This window comes from Streptomyces sp. VRA16 Mangrove soil (assembly GCF_017377775.1).
In the GTDB taxonomy this organism is placed as follows: Bacteria; Actinomycetota; Actinomycetes; order Streptomycetales; family Streptomycetaceae; genus Streptomyces.
Genome location: NZ_JAFVLN010000001.1, coordinates 832,115 through 847,469 on the forward strand (window position 1 = coordinate 832,115; position 15,355 = coordinate 847,469).

14 protein-coding genes, 1 pseudogene and 1 riboswitch are annotated in these 15,355 nt (G+C 73.2%); of the genes and pseudogenes, 9 read left to right on the forward strand and 6 right to left on the reverse strand.

Annotated features, from left to right (window positions below; translation table 11 throughout):
- Positions 1 to 3: 3 nt before the first annotated feature.
- Genes J3486_RS03670 through J3486_RS03680 form a run of 3 tightly spaced genes read right to left on the reverse strand, consistent with a single transcriptional unit; the run spans position 4 to position 2,845 of the window.
- Positions 4 to 786 carry an ABC transporter ATP-binding protein gene (locus J3486_RS03670; RefSeq protein ID WP_207818445.1) on the reverse strand — a complete coding sequence of 261 codons (783 nt, stop codon included), beginning with the start codon at positions 784 to 786 and terminating at the stop codon, positions 4 to 6.
- A complete protein-coding gene (locus J3486_RS03675) occupies positions 783 to 1,799 on the reverse strand; it encodes an iron ABC transporter permease (protein WP_207818446.1) in 1,017 nt (338 codons plus the stop codon). Before J3486_RS03675 ends, J3486_RS03670 begins: the two co-directional genes overlap by 4 nt.
- A complete protein-coding gene (locus tag J3486_RS03680; protein ID WP_207818943.1) occupies positions 1,796 to 2,845 on the reverse strand; it encodes an ABC transporter substrate-binding protein in 1,050 nt (349 codons plus the stop codon). The genes J3486_RS03675 and J3486_RS03680 overlap by 4 nt, the downstream gene beginning before the upstream one ends.
- 70 nt (positions 2,846 to 2,915) lie before the next feature.
- Positions 2,916 to 3,116, reverse strand: a riboswitch (cobalamin riboswitch).
- Between the two features lie 44 nt (positions 3,117 to 3,160).
- On the opposite strand from J3486_RS03680, the gene J3486_RS03685 reads away from it, so the two are divergent.
- Positions 3,161 to 3,481 carry an FAD-dependent monooxygenase gene (locus J3486_RS03685; protein ID WP_207818447.1) on the forward strand — a complete coding sequence of 107 codons (321 nt, stop codon included), beginning with the start codon at positions 3,161 to 3,163 and terminating at the stop codon, positions 3,479 to 3,481.
- Between the two features lie 117 nt (positions 3,482 to 3,598).
- Here the strand turns inward: J3486_RS03685 and J3486_RS03690 are convergent, their stop codons facing one another.
- The gene (locus tag J3486_RS03690; RefSeq protein ID WP_207818448.1) at positions 3,599 to 4,291 is read right to left on the reverse strand and encodes an alpha/beta fold hydrolase; all 693 of its coding nucleotides are present in this window, start codon (positions 4,289 to 4,291) and stop codon (positions 3,599 to 3,601) included.
- Positions 4,292 to 4,561: 270 nt separating this feature from the next.
- On the opposite strand from J3486_RS03690, the pseudogene J3486_RS45125 reads away from it, so the two are divergent.
- Both J3486_RS45125 and J3486_RS45130 read left to right on the forward strand, forming a co-directional pair.
- Positions 4,562 to 4,924 (forward strand): annotated as a pseudogene (locus J3486_RS45125) (lytic polysaccharide monooxygenase); the annotation flags it as partial.
- A 128-nt stretch (positions 4,925 to 5,052) separates the two neighbouring features.
- Positions 5,053 to 5,271: a hypothetical protein gene (locus J3486_RS45130; protein WP_374194676.1), complete on the forward strand. Its 219-nt coding sequence runs from the start codon at positions 5,053 to 5,055 to the stop codon at positions 5,269 to 5,271.
- On the opposite strand, the gene J3486_RS03700 is transcribed toward J3486_RS45130, so the two are convergent.
- Positions 5,255 to 6,034 (reverse strand): alpha/beta fold hydrolase, encoded by a 780-nt coding sequence (locus J3486_RS03700; RefSeq protein ID WP_374194688.1) that lies wholly within the window; start codon positions 6,032 to 6,034, stop codon positions 5,255 to 5,257. The two genes, J3486_RS45130 and J3486_RS03700, sit on opposite strands and share 17 nt — an antisense overlap.
- Before the next feature lie 141 nt (positions 6,035 to 6,175).
- Here J3486_RS03700 and J3486_RS03705 point away from each other — a divergent pair, with 141 nt between their 5' ends.
- From J3486_RS03705 to xdhC, 4 genes are all read left to right on the forward strand, one after another.
- Positions 6,176 to 7,093, forward strand: coding sequence for an AraC family transcriptional regulator (locus tag J3486_RS03705; RefSeq protein ID WP_229377381.1), 918 nt, complete (start codon positions 6,176 to 6,178; stop codon positions 7,091 to 7,093).
- A gap of 359 nt (positions 7,094 to 7,452) precedes the next feature.
- The gene (locus tag J3486_RS03710; RefSeq protein WP_207818450.1) at positions 7,453 to 8,928 is read left to right on the forward strand and encodes a xanthine dehydrogenase small subunit; all 1,476 of its coding nucleotides are present in this window, start codon (positions 7,453 to 7,455) and stop codon (positions 8,926 to 8,928) included.
- A complete protein-coding gene (gene xdhB, locus J3486_RS03715; RefSeq protein ID WP_207818451.1) occupies positions 8,925 to 11,300 on the forward strand; it encodes a xanthine dehydrogenase molybdopterin binding subunit in 2,376 nt (791 codons plus the stop codon). The genes J3486_RS03710 and xdhB overlap by 4 nt, the downstream gene beginning before the upstream one ends.
- Before the next feature lies 1 nt (position 11,301).
- Positions 11,302 to 12,105 (forward strand): xanthine dehydrogenase accessory protein XdhC, encoded by an 804-nt coding sequence (gene xdhC / locus J3486_RS03720; RefSeq protein ID WP_207818452.1) that lies wholly within the window; start codon positions 11,302 to 11,304, stop codon positions 12,103 to 12,105.
- A gap of 12 nt (positions 12,106 to 12,117) precedes the next feature.
- Here the strand turns inward: xdhC and J3486_RS03725 are convergent, their stop codons facing one another.
- Complete coding sequence (locus J3486_RS03725) at positions 12,118 to 13,485, reverse strand: hypothetical protein (RefSeq protein WP_307804671.1); 1,368 nt, start codon at positions 13,483 to 13,485, stop codon at positions 12,118 to 12,120.
- A 113-nt stretch (positions 13,486 to 13,598) separates the two neighbouring features.
- Between J3486_RS03725 and J3486_RS03730 the strand changes: the two genes are divergently transcribed.
- Both J3486_RS03730 and J3486_RS45135 read left to right on the forward strand, forming a co-directional pair.
- On the forward strand, positions 13,599 to 14,861 hold the full coding sequence (locus J3486_RS03730) for a molybdopterin-dependent oxidoreductase (protein ID WP_207818453.1): 1,263 nt from the start codon (positions 13,599 to 13,601) through the stop codon (positions 14,859 to 14,861).
- Positions 14,828 to 15,334 carry a hypothetical protein gene (locus tag J3486_RS45135; protein ID WP_374194677.1) on the forward strand — a complete coding sequence of 169 codons (507 nt, stop codon included), beginning with the start codon at positions 14,828 to 14,830 and terminating at the stop codon, positions 15,332 to 15,334. The genes J3486_RS03730 and J3486_RS45135 overlap by 34 nt, the downstream gene beginning before the upstream one ends.
- Positions 15,335 to 15,355: the final 21 nt, after the last annotated feature.

A 15,355-nucleotide genomic window follows, 5' to 3' on the forward strand; every position in this document is an offset into this window, starting at 1 on the left:
TTCCTAGGAATCGCGCGCGAGGGTGCCCAGAAACCTGATGTGGGGGCGACCGTCGTCGGGCAGCGTCACCCGGGCCCGCACCCCGTACACGTCCGCGATCAGTTCCTCGGTGAGGATGTCGCCCGGCGGGCCCGCCGCGACCACCCGGCCGTGGCGCAGGACCACGACCCGCGCGCAGTACGCCGCGGCGAGGTTCAGGTCGTGCAGCGCGACGACACTGGTCAGACCGAGGCCGGTGATCAGGTCCAGGAGTTCCAGCTGGTGCTGGATGTCGAGGTGATTGGTCGGCTCGTCGAGGAGCAGCTCGCGCGGTTCCTGGGCCAGGGCGCGGGCGATCTGCACCCGCTGCCGCTCGCCGCCCGACAGCGTGTGCCACAGGCGGTGCGCCCGGTCGGCCAGGCCGCTGCGCTCCAGTGCGGAGCGGACCGCCGACTCGTCCGCCGCCGACGCGGGCGACCAGGCCCTGCGGTGCGGGATCCGGCCGAGGCGTACGACGTCGCCGACCGTCAACTCGACCTGGGTGTCCGCCTGTTGCTGCACCATCGCGATACGGCGGGCGGCCTCCTTGCGGCCCACGTCGGCCAGCGGCCCGCCGTCGAGCGTGACGACACCGGCGCCGGGTTCCAGCACCCCGGCCAGGAGCCGCAGCAGCGTCGACTTGCCCGAGCCGTTCGGTCCGAGCAGACCGGTCACCTCGCCGGGGCGCGGGCCGATGCTCACCCCGTCCAGGATCAGCGTGCCACCCGCCGAGAAGGACACGCGGTCGGCGTGCAGGCCCGCCGTCACCGGACCGCCCTGCCCCGGTGGAGCACGAGCACGAACGCGGGCACGCCGATCAGCGACGTCACCACCCCCACCGGAACCTCCTGCGGTTCGAGGACGGTCCGCGCCACCGTGTCCACCCACACCAGGAACACCGCCCCGGCGAGCGCCGTCACCGGCAGCAGCCGCGCATGCCCGGGACCGACCAGGGCGCGCGCCGCGTGCGGCAGCACCAGACCGACGAAACCGATCGCACCCGCCGCGCTCACCAGGACCGCGGTCAGCAGCGCCGTCACGCACAGGAGCACGAGCCGGGTGCGGGCCACGCGGACGCCGAGCGCGGCCGCCGCCTCCGGGCCGAACGCGAAGGCGTCGAGCACCCGCCCGTGCCCGAGACACACCACCAGGGCGACCACGAGCACCGACAGGCACAGCCAGACCTCCGTCCAGCCGACCCCGCCGAGCGAACCGAGCAGCCAGAACAGGACGCCGCGCGTCGTCTCCGCGTCGGCGGCCGTCAGCACCACGAACGACGTCAGCGCCGAGAAGAGCTGCATGGCCGCGACCCCGCTGAGCACCACCCGGTCCGTGGTGCCGCCCAGCGTGTGGCTGAGCAGCAGCACCAGGGCGAACGAACAGACCGCGCCCAGGAAGGCCCCGCCGGACACCGACAGGGCGCCGCCGCCGACCCCGAGCACCACGACGAGCACGGCACCGGTCGACGCCCCCGACGACACCCCGAGCACGAACGGATCGGCGAGCGGATTGCGCAGCAGCGCCTGCAACACCGTTCCGCACACGGCGAGCCCGGCTCCGCAGACCGCCGCGAGGAGCGTGCGCGGCAGCCGCAGATTCCAGACGATGCCGTCGCGGATCGGGGACAGGTCCGAGCTGCCCCAGCCAAGCCGCGCGCCGGCCGACGCCCACACGTCACCGACCCGGATCTGCGCCGGGCCGAAGGTGATCGCCACGGCGACGGACACGCACAGCGCGGCGACGCCCGCCGCCCAGTACAGACCGGGCCTGACCAGGCTCACTTCGCGAGGCCGAAGTCACGCAGGGCGGCGGCCACCTTCTCCACCCCGTCGACCGTGCGGATCGTCGGGTTGAGGTCCTGCCCGCTCAGCAGCACATAACGCTTCTCGCGCACCGCCGTCATGTGCTTGGTGACGGGATCGGACTCCAGGAACGCGATCTTCTGCGCGGCGGACTCCGCCGACTGCGAGCGGCGCGTCAGATCGCCGATGACGAGTACGTCCGGATCGCGCTCCGCGACCGTCTCCCACCCGATCTGCGGCCACTCCTGGCGGGTGTCGTCGAAGACGTTGCGCAGGCCCAGCTCCTTCGTGATGACACCGGGGGCGCCGCAACAGCCCGCCATGTACGGCGAGTCGGAGTTCGCGAACCAGTACAGGACGCTGGTGTCACCCCCGCCGAACCCCGACGTGGCCCTGCTCACGCGCGACTTGAGCTGTTGCACGAGCTTCTCGCCGCGCTCCCGCACGTCGAAGATCCGCGCCAGGTCGCGTATCTCTCCATAGACCGTGCCGAGCGTGAGCGGCGTGGTCCGTGCCCCGTCGCCGTCGCCGCTGTTGTCCTTGCCCGCACAGTCGGTGGGGGAGAGGTAGGTGGGGACGCCCAGTTCGGCGAACTTGTCGCGCGACGCCACACCGCCCTTGCCGAGCGTGTACGTGAACGAGGCCGCGGCGAAGTCCGGTTCGGTGCTCAGGACCTTCTCGAAGGAGGGGTAGCGGTCGGCGAGCCGCGGCACCTTCGCGTTCGCCTTCTCAAGTCCCTTGAGAACAGGGTCCGTCCAGGTGCCCGTGCCCACCATCCGGTCGGCGAGGCCCAGCGACAGCATGATCTCCGTGGACCCCTGGTCGAGGGCGACGGCGCGCTGCGGGGCGTGTGCGATCCGTACCTTCGTACCGCAGTTGTCGACCGTGACGGCGCGCCCGGCCTTCTCGCCGGCGGATTCGGGGCTCTTCGGTCCCCCGCCGCATCCGGTCAGGGCGGTCAGGGACAGCGCACCCGCCAGCAGCGGCGCGGCACGAAGGACTCGACGGGGGAAACGGGCGGGCAGCACGGGGCAGTTCCTCTGCGTCCAGGGCTCATACGCGGAGCCGGCCTACGGTCCACCACCGGGCCGCACGACGCTCCCGGAGGCCGCCAGCAGGTCTTCGGACTCGGGGTCGTCCGCGCGAAGCGCCTTCCCAGGCCGTGTCGTCGGCCCAGTGGCTGTTGCTCCGCCCGTCACCCTCACCGCTGCGCGTCAGCTCCGGATTCCCACCGGATTCCCTGACCCGTGCACGGACAGACCGTGCAAAGGTACGACTGGCCCGGCGAAACTATCACGGGCCCGGCACGACGCGAATACGGACGAACCAAGGTGGTCGAGATGAGCCCAGGCAGTGTTCTCATCGTCGGTGGCGGGACCGGTGGACCGTCCACCGCGATCGCGCTACGCAACGCCGGACACGCCGTGCACGTCGTCGAACCACAGGCGGATCCGCACGCGTCGGTCGACGGAGTCGGCATCGGCCAACCGGTATACGGGCTGCGCGCGCTCGACGCGATCGGCTGCGCCGAGGCCTGCATGGCCGTCGGGTACCCGACCACGGCCTGGCGTCGGACGCCCGACGAGACCGGACTGCAGGAGGCGTTCACCGCGTACTCCGAGCGCCGCTACGAACGCTGCCGGCTCGTCGTCGAGTCGTAGAGTCGTCGGTCGCCGTCGGTGAGTACGCGATGGACCCCACCGCCCACCCGGGCTTCGACCACGTCGGACCGACCCAGCGGGGCCTGAAGACCGTGGTGCCGCCGCTTCAGCGTCGGCTCAGTCGGCCCGGCCGTCGAGGAACCGCGACACGGCCGCCGCGAACGCCTCGGGCTCCGCCTGGTGGATGAGGTGCCCCGCGGGAATGGTCAGCAGCCGCCCGCCGGGGATCCGCTCGGCCAGCTCCGCGACACCGTCCTGCGGCACATGGCTCGGCGGGCCACCACCGATCACGAGGGTGTCCGCGGTGATCCTCCCCAGCCCGTCCAGCCACGCGGCGGGCGGGCTGTCGAGCTGCCGGCGCACCGCCACCACCATCTCCCAGTCGAAGGAGAGCTCGCCCTCCGGACGGACCAGGGGCGGCGGCGTGCGCGGCCGGGGCAGCGGAGCGTCCTCCAGGACCAGACGCGTCACCCGCTCCGGCTGCGCCGCGGCGAACAACTGGGCCACGACGCCGCCCATGGAGTGCCCCACCAGACGGATCCGGTCGAGCCCCAACGCGTCGAGGAACCCCGCCACATCCGCCCGCATCAGCTCCAGCGAGTACGTGCCCGGCCAGGCGCTGCGCCCGTGCCCGCGCAGATCGAGGGCGTGCACGCGGTGATCGCGGGCGAACGCAGGGACCACCGGCGCCCAGTCGCCCGCGCTCTCCCCGAGCGCGTGCAGGAGGACGAGCGGCGGGGCGTCGACGGGGCCCGTGACCTCGTAGGAGAGGCGGAGCCCCGCCACGTGCGCTGTGCGGATGTCGGGCATGCGGGGAGGCTACTTCATGGTCACGCGGCAGCGGGGGCAACCGAATCGGTTCCGCCGCCGACCACGGGGCGTACCGCTCGTCGGAGACGTCCCGAAGGAGACCTTCCCATGACGGTTCCCCGACGCCCGACGCCCGACGCCCGACGCCCGACGCCCGACGCGTGCCCGGCGCGTGCCCGGCGCGCGGCGGGCCTGGCCGGTGCCACCGGCCTCGCCCTCGCCGCCCTGCTCGCCGCGCCGTCCCCGGTCGCCGCGCACGGCGTGGCCCTGATGCCGGGTTCGCGCACCTGCCTCTGCTCCGAGGACCTGCTCGCCAACTCCGCGACCCAGATGCCGACCAACCCCGCCTGCAAGGCGGCCGTCGAGGAGGCGAGCACCACCCCGCTGTACAGCTGGTTCGCGGTGCTCGACTCCGACGCGGATGGCCGCGGCGAGGGGTACGTCCCCGACGGCACCCTGTGCAGCGCCGGTGACCGCAGCCCGTACGACTTCTCGCCGTACAACGCCGCGCGCACCGACTGGCCCGTCACCCCTCCCACGGCCGGCGCCACCGGCCGGTTCCAGTACGGCGACTGGGCGCACCACCCCGGCCGGTTCGAGGTCTACGTCACCAAGGAGGGCTTCGATCCCGGGCAGCCGCTGGGCTGGTCGGACCTGGAGAAGGCGCAGACCGTCCAGGACCCGCCGAACGAGGGCGACCTGGGGACCCGGACGGCCACAACTCCTGGGATCTCCAGCTTCCCGAACGCAGGGGCCGCCACATGGCGTTCGTCCACTGGATCCGCTCCGACAGTCAGGAGAACTTCTTCTCCTGCTCGGACGTTGCCTTCGACGGCGGCGACGCGACGGCTCCGGCCGACACCGGCCAGAGCCCGGCCGCGGCGTCGGCGGGAGCGGGCGCGGCCCTGACCGCGGGCGCCTGGCTCCATCTGCGCCACCGCCCGCGGCCCGCCGACGCCCCGCTCACCCCTCCGCGGTGAACGCGAGCAGCAGCGCCGCCGTCCCCTCCGGGTCCTCCAGGACGGGCGTGTGCCCGGACCCGGGCAGCCACGCGACCCGCGCGCCCGGCACGGTCCGGTAGTCGGCCGCGGAGCCGGGCCGCCAGCGCCCGTCCTGGTCGCCGAAGACGACCTGCAGCGGCTTGCCGACCTTCATCAGCCGTTCCGGCAGCGCCTGTTCGGCCAGGTAGGTCTGCGACGCCCCCACGGCCGCGGTGAACGCCTCGTACGTCATGGACCGTACGTCGTCCACGAGGTCCTGCGGGACCGGGAAGCCCGCGCGGAAACCGCTGCTCGCGAACCGGCGCACCAGGTCGTCGCTGGGCGGCCACTGCTCGGGCCCGATCGCGCTGGTGTCGGGCCCGTTGAACGCCTCCACGCTCGGCCCGGTGCTGACGAGGACCAGCGCGGAGACCAGGTCGGGCCGCAGCTCGGCGAGCGCGGTCGCGCAGTAGCCGCCGCTGGAGTGGCCGACGGCCACGACCTGCGCCACGCCGAGCCGGTCCAGCGCCGCCGCGACGGCGCGGGCCTGCTCGGTGACCGCGTAGCCGCCCTCGGCGGGCGGAGCCGAGCGGCCGTGCCCGCGCAGGTCGACGCGGATGACTCGATGGCGGGCGGTGAGCAGCGGAACCATCGCGTGCCAGGACTCGGTGGAAGCGGCGGAACCGTGCAGGAGCAGCAGCGCGGGCGCGTCGGGCGGTCCGTCCAGACACACGTGCAGACCGCCGTCTTCGAGGGCGAGCATCCTGTCCTGATGTGCCGTCACATCACGGTCCGGGATGGGGGTTTGACCCGAGGAAGAAGCATTCATGCCGTCACTGTGGGCGTCGGCCCGCCGCCGGGGATTGGACAAATGTTCCGCGCCCCGGGCTCGTACACTCGAGACATGCGAGCCGATCCCGCCGAGTGGGAGGTGGCACGCCCGGGGTGGTCGAGCCGGGCGGCAGGTGTCGACATGGCCGGGTTCCGCATCGCCGGCCCGCTCCACGGCGGACTGCGCATCGTCCCGCACCCCTCCGTGATGCTGGCTCTGGAGTTCGGCGCGGGCAGGGCCACCGTGGACGACGGCACCGGTCCGCGTCCCGCAGGGAGCATGGTCGCGGGCCCTGGTTTCGGCCGCGGCGGCACCGTCCGGGTCGGCGGCGCCCACCTCGCGTGCCTCCAGGTGCGGCTGTCCCCGGTGGTGGCCCGCGCGGCCCTCGGCGTGGGCCCGGCCGACCTGGCCGGCGCGATGACGAGCCTCGACGACCTCTGGGGCCGCGACGCGGCCCGCCTGCGCGAGCGGCTCGCCGAGACCACCACCTGGGACGAACGCTTCGCACAGGTGAAGGACGCGCTCCAGCGCCGCTGCGCCGCGGCCCGCCCCGTCGACCGGGAGGTCGCTCGCGCCTGGCAGTGCATCGCCGCCCGCCCCGGCCTCGTCCGCGTCGACGACCTCGCGGCCGAAGTCGGCTGGAGCCGCAAGCGCCTGTGGACCCGCTTCCGCACGCAACTCGGCATGCCGCCCAAACACGCCGTGAACCTGGCCCGCTTCGACCACGCCGTCCACCGCCTGGTCGCCGGTGCCCCCGCGGCCCAAGTCGCCGTGGAGAGCGGCTACTTCGACCAGTCGCACCTGCACAGGGAAGTGCGCGCGTTCACCGGTCTGACGCCGCGCACCGTGGCGGCGGAACCGTTCCTGACCGTGGACGACGCGGCATGGCCGGACGGCGGCCCGTGGGAGCCGCCGCGGCGGACGGCTCGGGCCGGCCGGCCGCCGGGATCGACCGGGCACCCTCTTGATCTCCCTCACCCCAGCGGCTAGCTTGCCGTCATCGTCGGCCCTGAGACATGCCCGAAACCGCGGAGAGGAGGCGACGAGCGGATGGACAGCTTCTCCGACCTCGGTCGCCTCGCCCAGCGCACGGCCTGGGCCCCGGGGCGGATCGCGCACGGCTGCTGAAGCCCACCCGGCACGCCGCCCGTCCGCGGCGCGTGCCGAGTCGTCCGTCCTCCCCTTTTCCGGTTTCCGGTACGCCGTCGACGCGTGCCGCTGCGCGCCCGCCGTCCTCGTGCCGTGGCGCGTCCGACCACAGAAAGCTGCCCGACCTTGGCGTACATGACGTACCTCGCGTACACGACGAATCGACGGCCCGCGCCCGCGCACCGGGACGAGGTGCTGTCGTGGTAGCGGCACGGATCACGGTCAACGGGCAGGAGGCGCCGATCGCCCCGGCCGCGCCCCACACCACCGTCCTCGACTTCCTGCGCGAGCGCGGCCTGACCGGCACCAAGGAGGGCTGCGCCGAGGGCGAGTGCGGCGCCTGCTCGGTCCTCGTCGCCCGGCCCGGCGTGGACCGGCCCACCGACTGGGTGGCGGTCAACGCCTGTCTGGTGCCGGTCGCGGCCCTCGACGGGCAGGAGATCGTCACCTCCGAAGGGCTCGCCCGCGCCGGTGAACCCGGCACCGCGCCGACCCTGCACCCGGTGCAGGAGGAGATGGCGGCGCGCGGCGGATCCCAGTGCGGTTACTGCACACCGGGGTTCGTGTGCAGCATGGCCGCCGAGTACTACCGGCCCGACCGCTGTGCGCACGCGAGCCAGGAAGGCGACGGTGCCGGTGACGATGGCGCCGAGCACGGGCCGAACGGCTTCGATCTGCACGCGCTGAGCGGGAACCTGTGCCGCTGCACCGGATACCGGCCGATCCGTGACGCCGCGTACGCCGTCGGCGCGCCCGCCGCCGACGATCCGCTGGCGCTCCGGCGCGACCAGGAGCCGCCCGCCGCCGTCCCCACCGCGTACGCCCGCGGCGACCGGGAGTTCCTGCGCCGCGGCAGTCTCGCCGAGACGCTGGAGCTGCTGCGCGAGCGGCCCGACGCCGTCGTGGTCGCCGGGTCCACCGACTGGGGCGTGGAGGTCAACATCCGTGCCCGGCGGGCCGGTTGCGTCATCGCCGTCGACCGGCTGCCGGAACTGAGGGAACTGCACGTCACCGAGGGGCACATCGAGCTCGGGGCCGCGCTCACCCTCACCGAGATCGAGCGGCGCCTCGACGGCCGGGTCCCGCTGCTCGCCGAACTGTTCCCGCAGTTCGCGTCCCGCCTCATCCGCAACAGCGCCACCCTCGGCGGCAACCTGGGCACCGGGTCCCCGATCGGGGACGGCGCGCCCGTGCTGCTCGCGCTGGAGGCGTCGCTGGTGCTCGCCGACGCCGACGGCGAGCGCGAGGTGCCGCTCGCCGAGTACTTCACCGGTTACCGGCAGAGCGTGCGCCGGGCCGGCGAACTGATCCGGGCGGTACGCGTCCCGCTGCCGCTCGCGCCGACCACCGCCTTCCACAAGATCGCCAAGCGGCGGTTCGACGACATCTCCAGCGTCGCGGCCGCCTTCGCCCTCGACCTCCGCGACGGGGTCGTGCGCAGGGCCCGGATCGGACTCGGCGGCGTGGCCGCCACCCCGATCCGCGCGCTCGCCGCCGAAGCGGCCCTGGAGGGCGAGCCCTGGTCGCAGGAGACTGTCGAGGAGGCGGCCCGTGTGCTGCGGGCCCAGGGCACACCGATGAGCGATCACCGGGCCAGCGCCGCGTACCGCAGCGCCATGCTCGGGCAGAGCCTGCTGAAGCTGTACGCGCAGACCACCGAGGCGGTGTCGGCATGAGCCAGTTGTCCGAACGACCCGAGAAGCCCGCCGTCGGCCTGTCGCTGCCGCACGAGAGCGCGGGGCTGCACGTCACCGGCGCCGCGCTCTACACCGACGACCTCGTCCACCGAACCAAGGACGTGCTGCACGCCCACCCGGTCCAGGTCATGAAGGCCCGCGGCCGGATCACCGCGCTGCGCACCGCGCCCGCGCTCGCCGTGCCCGGCGTCGTCCGTGTCCTGACCGGCGCGGACGTGCCCGGGGTCAACGACGCCGGGATGAAGCACGACGAACCGCTCTTCCCCGACGAGGTGATGTTCCACGGCCACGCCGTCGCCTGGGTGCTCGGCGAGACCCTGGAGGCCGCACGGCTCGGCGCCGAGGCCGTCGAGGTGGACATCGAGGAACTGCCCGCCCTCGTCTCGCTGGAGGAGGCGATCGAGGCGGGCAGCTTCCACGGCGCTCGGCCCGTGATGACCACCGGGGACGTCGACGCCGGATTCGCCGACTCCGCGCACGTGTTCACGGGCGAGCTGCGGTTCGGCGACCAGGAGCACTTCTACCTGGAGACGCACGCGGCGCTCGCCCACATCGACGAGGCCGGTCAGGTCTTCGTCCAGAGCAGCACCCAGCACCCCTCCGAGACGCAGGAGATCGTCGCCCACGTCCTCGGTCTGCACAGCCACGAGGTGACCGTGCAGTGCCTGCGGATGGGCGGCGCGTTCGGCGGCAAGGAGATGCAGCCGCACGGCTTCGCGGCTGTCGCCGCGCTCGGCGCGCGGCTCACCGGCCGCCCGGTGCGGCTCCGGCTCAACCGCACGCAGGACCTGACCATGTCCGGCAAACGCCATGGCTTCCACGCGCGGTGGCGGATCGGGTTCGACGCCGACGGGCACATCCAGGCCCTCGACGCCACTCTCACCGCGGACGGCGGCTGGAGCCTCGATCTCTCCGAACCCGTCGTGGCCCGCGCCCTGTGCCACATCGACAACACGTACTGGATCCCCAACGCCCGGGTCGAAGGCCGCATCGCCAGGACCAACAAGGTCTCCAACACGGCCTTCCGCGGCTTCGGCGGACCCCAGGGCATGCTCGTGATCGAGGACATCATGGGCCGCTGCGCACCGCTGCTCGGCCTCGACCCGGCCGAACTGCGCGAGCGCAACTTCTACCGGCACGGCCAGACGACGCCGTACGGACAGCCGGTCCTCGCGCCGCAGCGGATCGCCGCCGTGTGGCAGCAGGTGCAGGAGAACGCCGGGGTCGCCGACCGGCGGCGCGAGATCGCCGCGTTCAACGCCGCGCATCCGCACACCAAGCGCGGACTCGCCGTCACCGCCATCAAGTTCGGCATCTCGTTCAACCTCACCGCCTTCAACCAGGGCGGCGCGCTGGTGCTGATCTACAAGGACGGCTCCGTCCTGATCAACCACGGCGGCACCGAGATGGGCCAGGGCCTGCACACCAAGATGATCCAGGTGGCCGCGACCACCCTTGGTATCCCGCTGCACAAGGTCAGGCTCGCCCCGACCCGTACCGACAAGGTGCCCAACACCTCGGCCACCGCGGCCAGTTCGGGCACCGACCTGAACGGCGCGGCGATCAAGGACGCCTGCGAGCAGCTGCGCGCACGCCTCCTCCAGGTCGCCGCGACCCAGCTCGGCTCGCACGCCTGCGACGTCCGGATCGTCGAGGGCGTCGCCCGCGGCATCGGCAGCGACAAGGAGCTCGCCTGGGACGACCTGGTGCGCACCGCGTACTTCCAGCGGGTCCAGCTCTCCGCGGCCGGCTTCTACCGCACCGAAGGACTGCACTGGGACGCGGGCACGTTCAGCGGCTCGCCGTTCAAGTACTTCGCCCACGGCGCGGCCGTCGCCGAGGTGGAGGTCGACGGGTTCACCGGCGGGTACCGGACCCGGCGCGTGGACATCGTGCACGACGTCGGCGACAGTCTTTCCCCGATGATCGACATCGGGCAGATCGAGGGCGGGTTCGTGCAGGGCGCGGGCTGGCTGACCCTGGAGGACATGCGCTGGGACGCGGGCGACGGACCGCATCGCGGCCGGCTCCTCACCCGGGCGGCGAGCACCTACAAGCTGCCGAGCTTCTCGGAGATGCCCGAGGAGTTCCATGTCACGCTCCTGGAGAACGCCGCCGAGGAGGGCGCGGTGTACGGCTCGAAGGCCGTCGGTGAGCCGCCGCTGATGCTGGCGTTCTGTGTGCGCGAGGCGCTGCGGCAGGCCGCCGCCGCGTTCGGTGCGCCCGGTACCGCCGTCGAACTGGCCTCGCCCGCGACCCCGGAGGCCGTGTTCTGGGCGGTTCAGGCCGCCCGTGAGAGCACGGCCGCGCGCGACGGCCTGACCGGCACGCAGGCGCTGAGCGGTGCCTGACATGACGTGGATCGCCGCGGTCGCGCGGCTGCGGGCACGCCGGGAGCCCGGCGTGCTCGTCACCGTCGCGACCGTGCGCGGCCACGCCCCGCGCGAGGCCGGAGCCAAACTCGTCGTCGCGTCCGACGCGGCCTGGGGCTCGATCGGCGGCGGCAACGTCGAGGCCGTCGCCATCGACCGGGCCCGCGAGATGATCGAGGCGCGCAAGCCGGAGCCGGAGCTGATCGACTTCGCCCTGAACGACAAGGTGACCAACCGGCACGGCGTGCAGTGCTGCGGCGGCACCGTCTCGGTGCTCCTCGAACCGCTGCCGGTGGTCGGCGCGGTGGCCGTCTTCGGTGTCGGGCACGTCGGCCTGGAACTGGCCCGCATCCTGGCCCGCCAGGACCTCGACCTGCATCTGATCGACAGCCGCGCCGACATGCTCACCGAGGAACGGCTCGCCGTCCTCGCGGACGCCGTCGCCCAGGTGCACGTCCATCACACACCGCTGCTGCCCGAGGAGGTCCTCGACCGACTGCCGCACGGCACCCACGTGTTGATCATGACCCACGACCACGCCGAGGACGCGGCCCTGTGCGACGCCGCCCTGCGCGCCGGCCATCTCGGCTCCATCGGGCTGATCGGGTCCGCCGCCAAATGGGCCCGCTTCCGCACGCGCCTCGCCACCGAGGGCGGCCACGACGAGGCGGCCATCGAACGGATCAGGACCCCGATCGGCCTGCCCGACATCACCGGCAAGGAGCCGGCGACGATCGCCGTGAGCGTCGCGGCCGACCTGCTGCGCGGGTTCGACGGCGCCTGAAGTGACGTACCGTCACCAGCCGGTCAGCAGCAGGTGGTTGATCAGCAGGGCGAGGACCGCCTGCGCCGTCAGCCACGCGCGCGGACGGGGAAGGAACGCGCACGCGGCCAGCAGCCACAGGGTGAAGGGGATCCAGATCCGTTCCGTCTCCGCCTTGCTCATGCCGGACAGGTCGGCGATCAGCAGGACCGCGAGCGCCGTCACGGCCAGGACGGCGAGGCGGGTGCGGGCGGCGTCGCGGCGGCGGTCGCGCAGCAGCAGCGCGCCCGCCCGCCGCAGCCCCGCCACCGTGGCCGGGCCCGCGATCAGCACCGTGCACGCGAGATTGGCCCACACCCAGTACCCGTAGGGACGGATGCCGCCCGCGCCCTGGTAGTAGCGCTTCACCAACAGGTGGTACGCCTCCCACCAGTCGAACCCCGCGAGCGTGAACGCCAGCGGCACCACCGTGAGCCCCACCGCAAGGGCCGCGAGCAGCAGCGGCCGCTCCCGCACCACGCGCCGCCCGAGCAGCAGCACCACCGCGCCGATGACGGCGAAGAGCGTCAGACCGTACGAGAGATAGCAGGTCAGTCCGTACAAGAGCCCGGCGAGCGCCGCCCACCCGAGCGAGGCCCTGGGCGACCGGCCGGTGACGGACAGCGCCAGGCAGGCGAGCGCCCACGCCGCCACCGCCGCGAAGTACCCGTCGGCCGAGACCCCCATCCACACCGCGACCGGCGCGAGCACCAGGAACGGAGCCGCGCGTCGCGCCAGGTCCTCGCTCGCCAGCGCCCGTACGGCGATCAGCACCGCCACGCACCCGGTGGCGCCGACGACGATGCACCACAGGCCCGCCCAGGCGCCCCCGCCGAGGCCGATCCGGTCGAGCAGCACGAAGGTGAGCGGGGCGGCAGGGGGATGGCCCGCGGTGTGCGCGGGCCAGTGGTCGGGGGAGTCGATGAGGATGTGCCGGGTGAAGTCCCGCAGCGTCGCGGGGATGTCGTGGAACCGGTCGATGACCTGGAGGTACTCGTAGCGCGTGGTGAGGCGGCGCGCGACGCCGCGCTGCCAGCCGTCGATCAGCGCGAGCGACAGGATCCAGATGCTCGCGGCCGCCCAGGACGCCGCGAGCAGCGCCCGCCATCGCAGCCGGGCCGCGACCGCGGGGCCGCAGGTGACGACGGCGACGGCCACCACGATCGCCGCGGGCGTGCCGGGGCCCGCATGGGGCAGCCAGTTCGCGTAGAGCGGCGGCCATCCGACGTGCAGCGTGCCGTAGGTGTGCTCGATGTGCCGACCGATCAGCACGGCGGCGGTCACCAGGAGCGCGGCGGCCGCGACGGCGATCAGATCGTGGCGGGTACCGGGGGAGCCGGTGGAGGGTTTCGTGCGGATCACGTCTGCAACGTACGGCGTGCACGTGCGCCGACCGTGTCGTCGTGGCCGGACGTCAGGGTTTCGTCATGAGTCGCGGGCCCTGCGCGGGGGTGGGTCCGGCCTACGGTCGCAGCATGCGTGACATCCCGCCTCCGCCCACCTCGGCCGCGTTCTGGCGCAGCCCCCTGCGAGGGCTCCGCTTCACCTCCGTGCTCGGGCTCGTGCTGCTCGCCGGCATCACCGTGCTGTTCGTGACAGGGCTGCTCTCCTACGCCGCGTACAACCCGGACCTCGCGACCGTGAACGACAAGACACCGGACAAGGGGATCCTCGGCTTCTATCTCTTCTCCTGGCCGACCGACCCCCGCTGGCTCTACCGGCTCACGCAGGGTGTGCACGTCACCCTCGGCGTCACCCTGATCCCGGTGCTCCTGGCCAAGCTGTGGTCGGTGATCCCGAAGCTGTTCGCGCTGCCGCCCGTCCGCTCGGTCAGCCACGCCCTGGAGCGGCTCTCCTTGCTGCTGCTCGTCGGCGGGGGCCTGTTCGAGTTCGTGACGGGGGTGCTCAACGTCCAGCTCGACTACGTCTTCCCCGGCTCCTTCTACCGGCTCCACTTCTACGGCGCCTGGGTCTTCTTCGCGGCGTTCGCGGTCCACACCGCGCTCAAGCTGCCGCTCGCGCTGCGCAACGTACGCGCGATGCGACACCAGGACGCAGAGCAGAGCGACGAACGGGCCGACGTACACGACGAGTTGGTGGCGCCGCATCCTGCGGAGCCGACCTTCTCGCGGCGCGGCGCCTTCTGGTTCGTCGGCGGGGGAGCGCTGCTGCTGTTCGCCACCACGGTCGGGCGCAGCTTCGACGGCCCGCTGCGCCGCACCGCCCTGCTCGCCCCGCACGGAGGCGGCGACCCGGGCAGCGGGGGCAACGCCTTCCAGATCAACAAGACCGCCGCCTACGCCGGGATCGACGCGGCGGAGACCGGCGACGAGGCCTGGCGGCTCGTGCTCACCGGCCGCACCGGGACGATCCGGCTGAGCCGCGCCGAACTGTCCCGGCTCCCCCTGCACACCGCCGAGTTGCCGATCGCCTGCGTGGAGGGCTGGTCCACGTCGGACCAGGAGTGGCGCGGGGTGCGGTTGCGCGACCTCGCGGCCCTCGTCGGCCACGACGAACCGGTCGACGTGTTCGTCGCCTCGCTCCAGCGGCACGGCGCGTTCCGCCACGCCGCCCTGCGCTCGAACCAGGTCGCCGACCCGCGTTCCCTGCTCGCGCTGTACGTCAACGGCGCGGAACTCTCCCCCGACCACGGCTACCCGGCGCGCATCATCGTGCCCGCCGCGCCCGGTGTCCTCAACACCAAATGGGTGGCCCGTCTCACCTTCGGAAAGCTGTGACCCTCGTGACGAAGCCGACGCTCCGGCTGCCGCTCGGCAGCCCGCTCCAGATCCTCCTGCTGTGCTGCTCGTTCGCCCTCACCGGATACGCGGCCGTGCGACTCCTCGCCGACGACTGGTTCACCGTCGCGCTGTGGCTGGTGGGCGCCGCCCTGCTGCACGACCTCGTGCTCCTGCCCCTGTACGCGACCGCCGACCGTGTCCTGCTGAAGGGCTTCACGGCGCTGGGACGGCGGCAGGCGGCCGGGTACGTGCGGGTCCCGGCCGCGCTGTCCGCGCTGCTGCTCCTCGTGTGGTTCCCGCTGATCGGCGGCGCCGTGGCGGACCGCTACCGCTCCGCCACCGGCCTGTCGGCGGACGGCTTCCTCGGTCGCTGGCTCCTGATCACCGCGGCGCTGTTCGCCGGTTCCGCGCTCGTGTTCGCCGTGCAGGTCCGGAGGGCGACGAAGCGGCGGCCGCCCGCGCCCCACTGAGCCCGGACCGCGAGACCCGTC

Bases quoted from the DNA above. Each gene is read 5' to 3' on its own strand.
- J3486_RS03700 (WP_374194688.1), bottom strand. From the start codon at position 6,034: ATGCTCGCCCTCGAAGACGGCGGTCTGCACGTGTGTCTGGACGGACCG.
- J3486_RS03690 (WP_207818448.1), bottom strand. From the start codon at position 4,291: ATGCCCGACATCCGCACAGCGCACGTGGCGGGGCTCCGCCTCTCCTAC.
- xdhC (WP_207818452.1), top strand. From the start codon at position 11,302: ATGACGTGGATCGCCGCGGTCGCGCGGCTGCGGGCACGCCGGGAGCCC.
- J3486_RS45135 (WP_374194677.1), top strand. From the start codon at position 14,828: ATGGGTGGCCCGTCTCACCTTCGGAAAGCTGTGACCCTCGTGACGAAG.
- J3486_RS03685 (WP_207818447.1), top strand. From the start codon at position 3,161: ATGAGCCCAGGCAGTGTTCTCATCGTCGGTGGCGGGACCGGTGGACCG.
- J3486_RS45130 (WP_374194676.1), top strand. From the start codon at position 5,053: ATGGCGTTCGTCCACTGGATCCGCTCCGACAGTCAGGAGAACTTCTTC.
- xdhB (WP_207818451.1), top strand. From the start codon at position 8,925: ATGAGCCAGTTGTCCGAACGACCCGAGAAGCCCGCCGTCGGCCTGTCG.
- J3486_RS03730 (WP_207818453.1), top strand. From the start codon at position 13,599: ATGCGTGACATCCCGCCTCCGCCCACCTCGGCCGCGTTCTGGCGCAGC.
- J3486_RS03705 (WP_229377381.1), top strand. From the start codon at position 6,176: ATGCGAGCCGATCCCGCCGAGTGGGAGGTGGCACGCCCGGGGTGGTCG.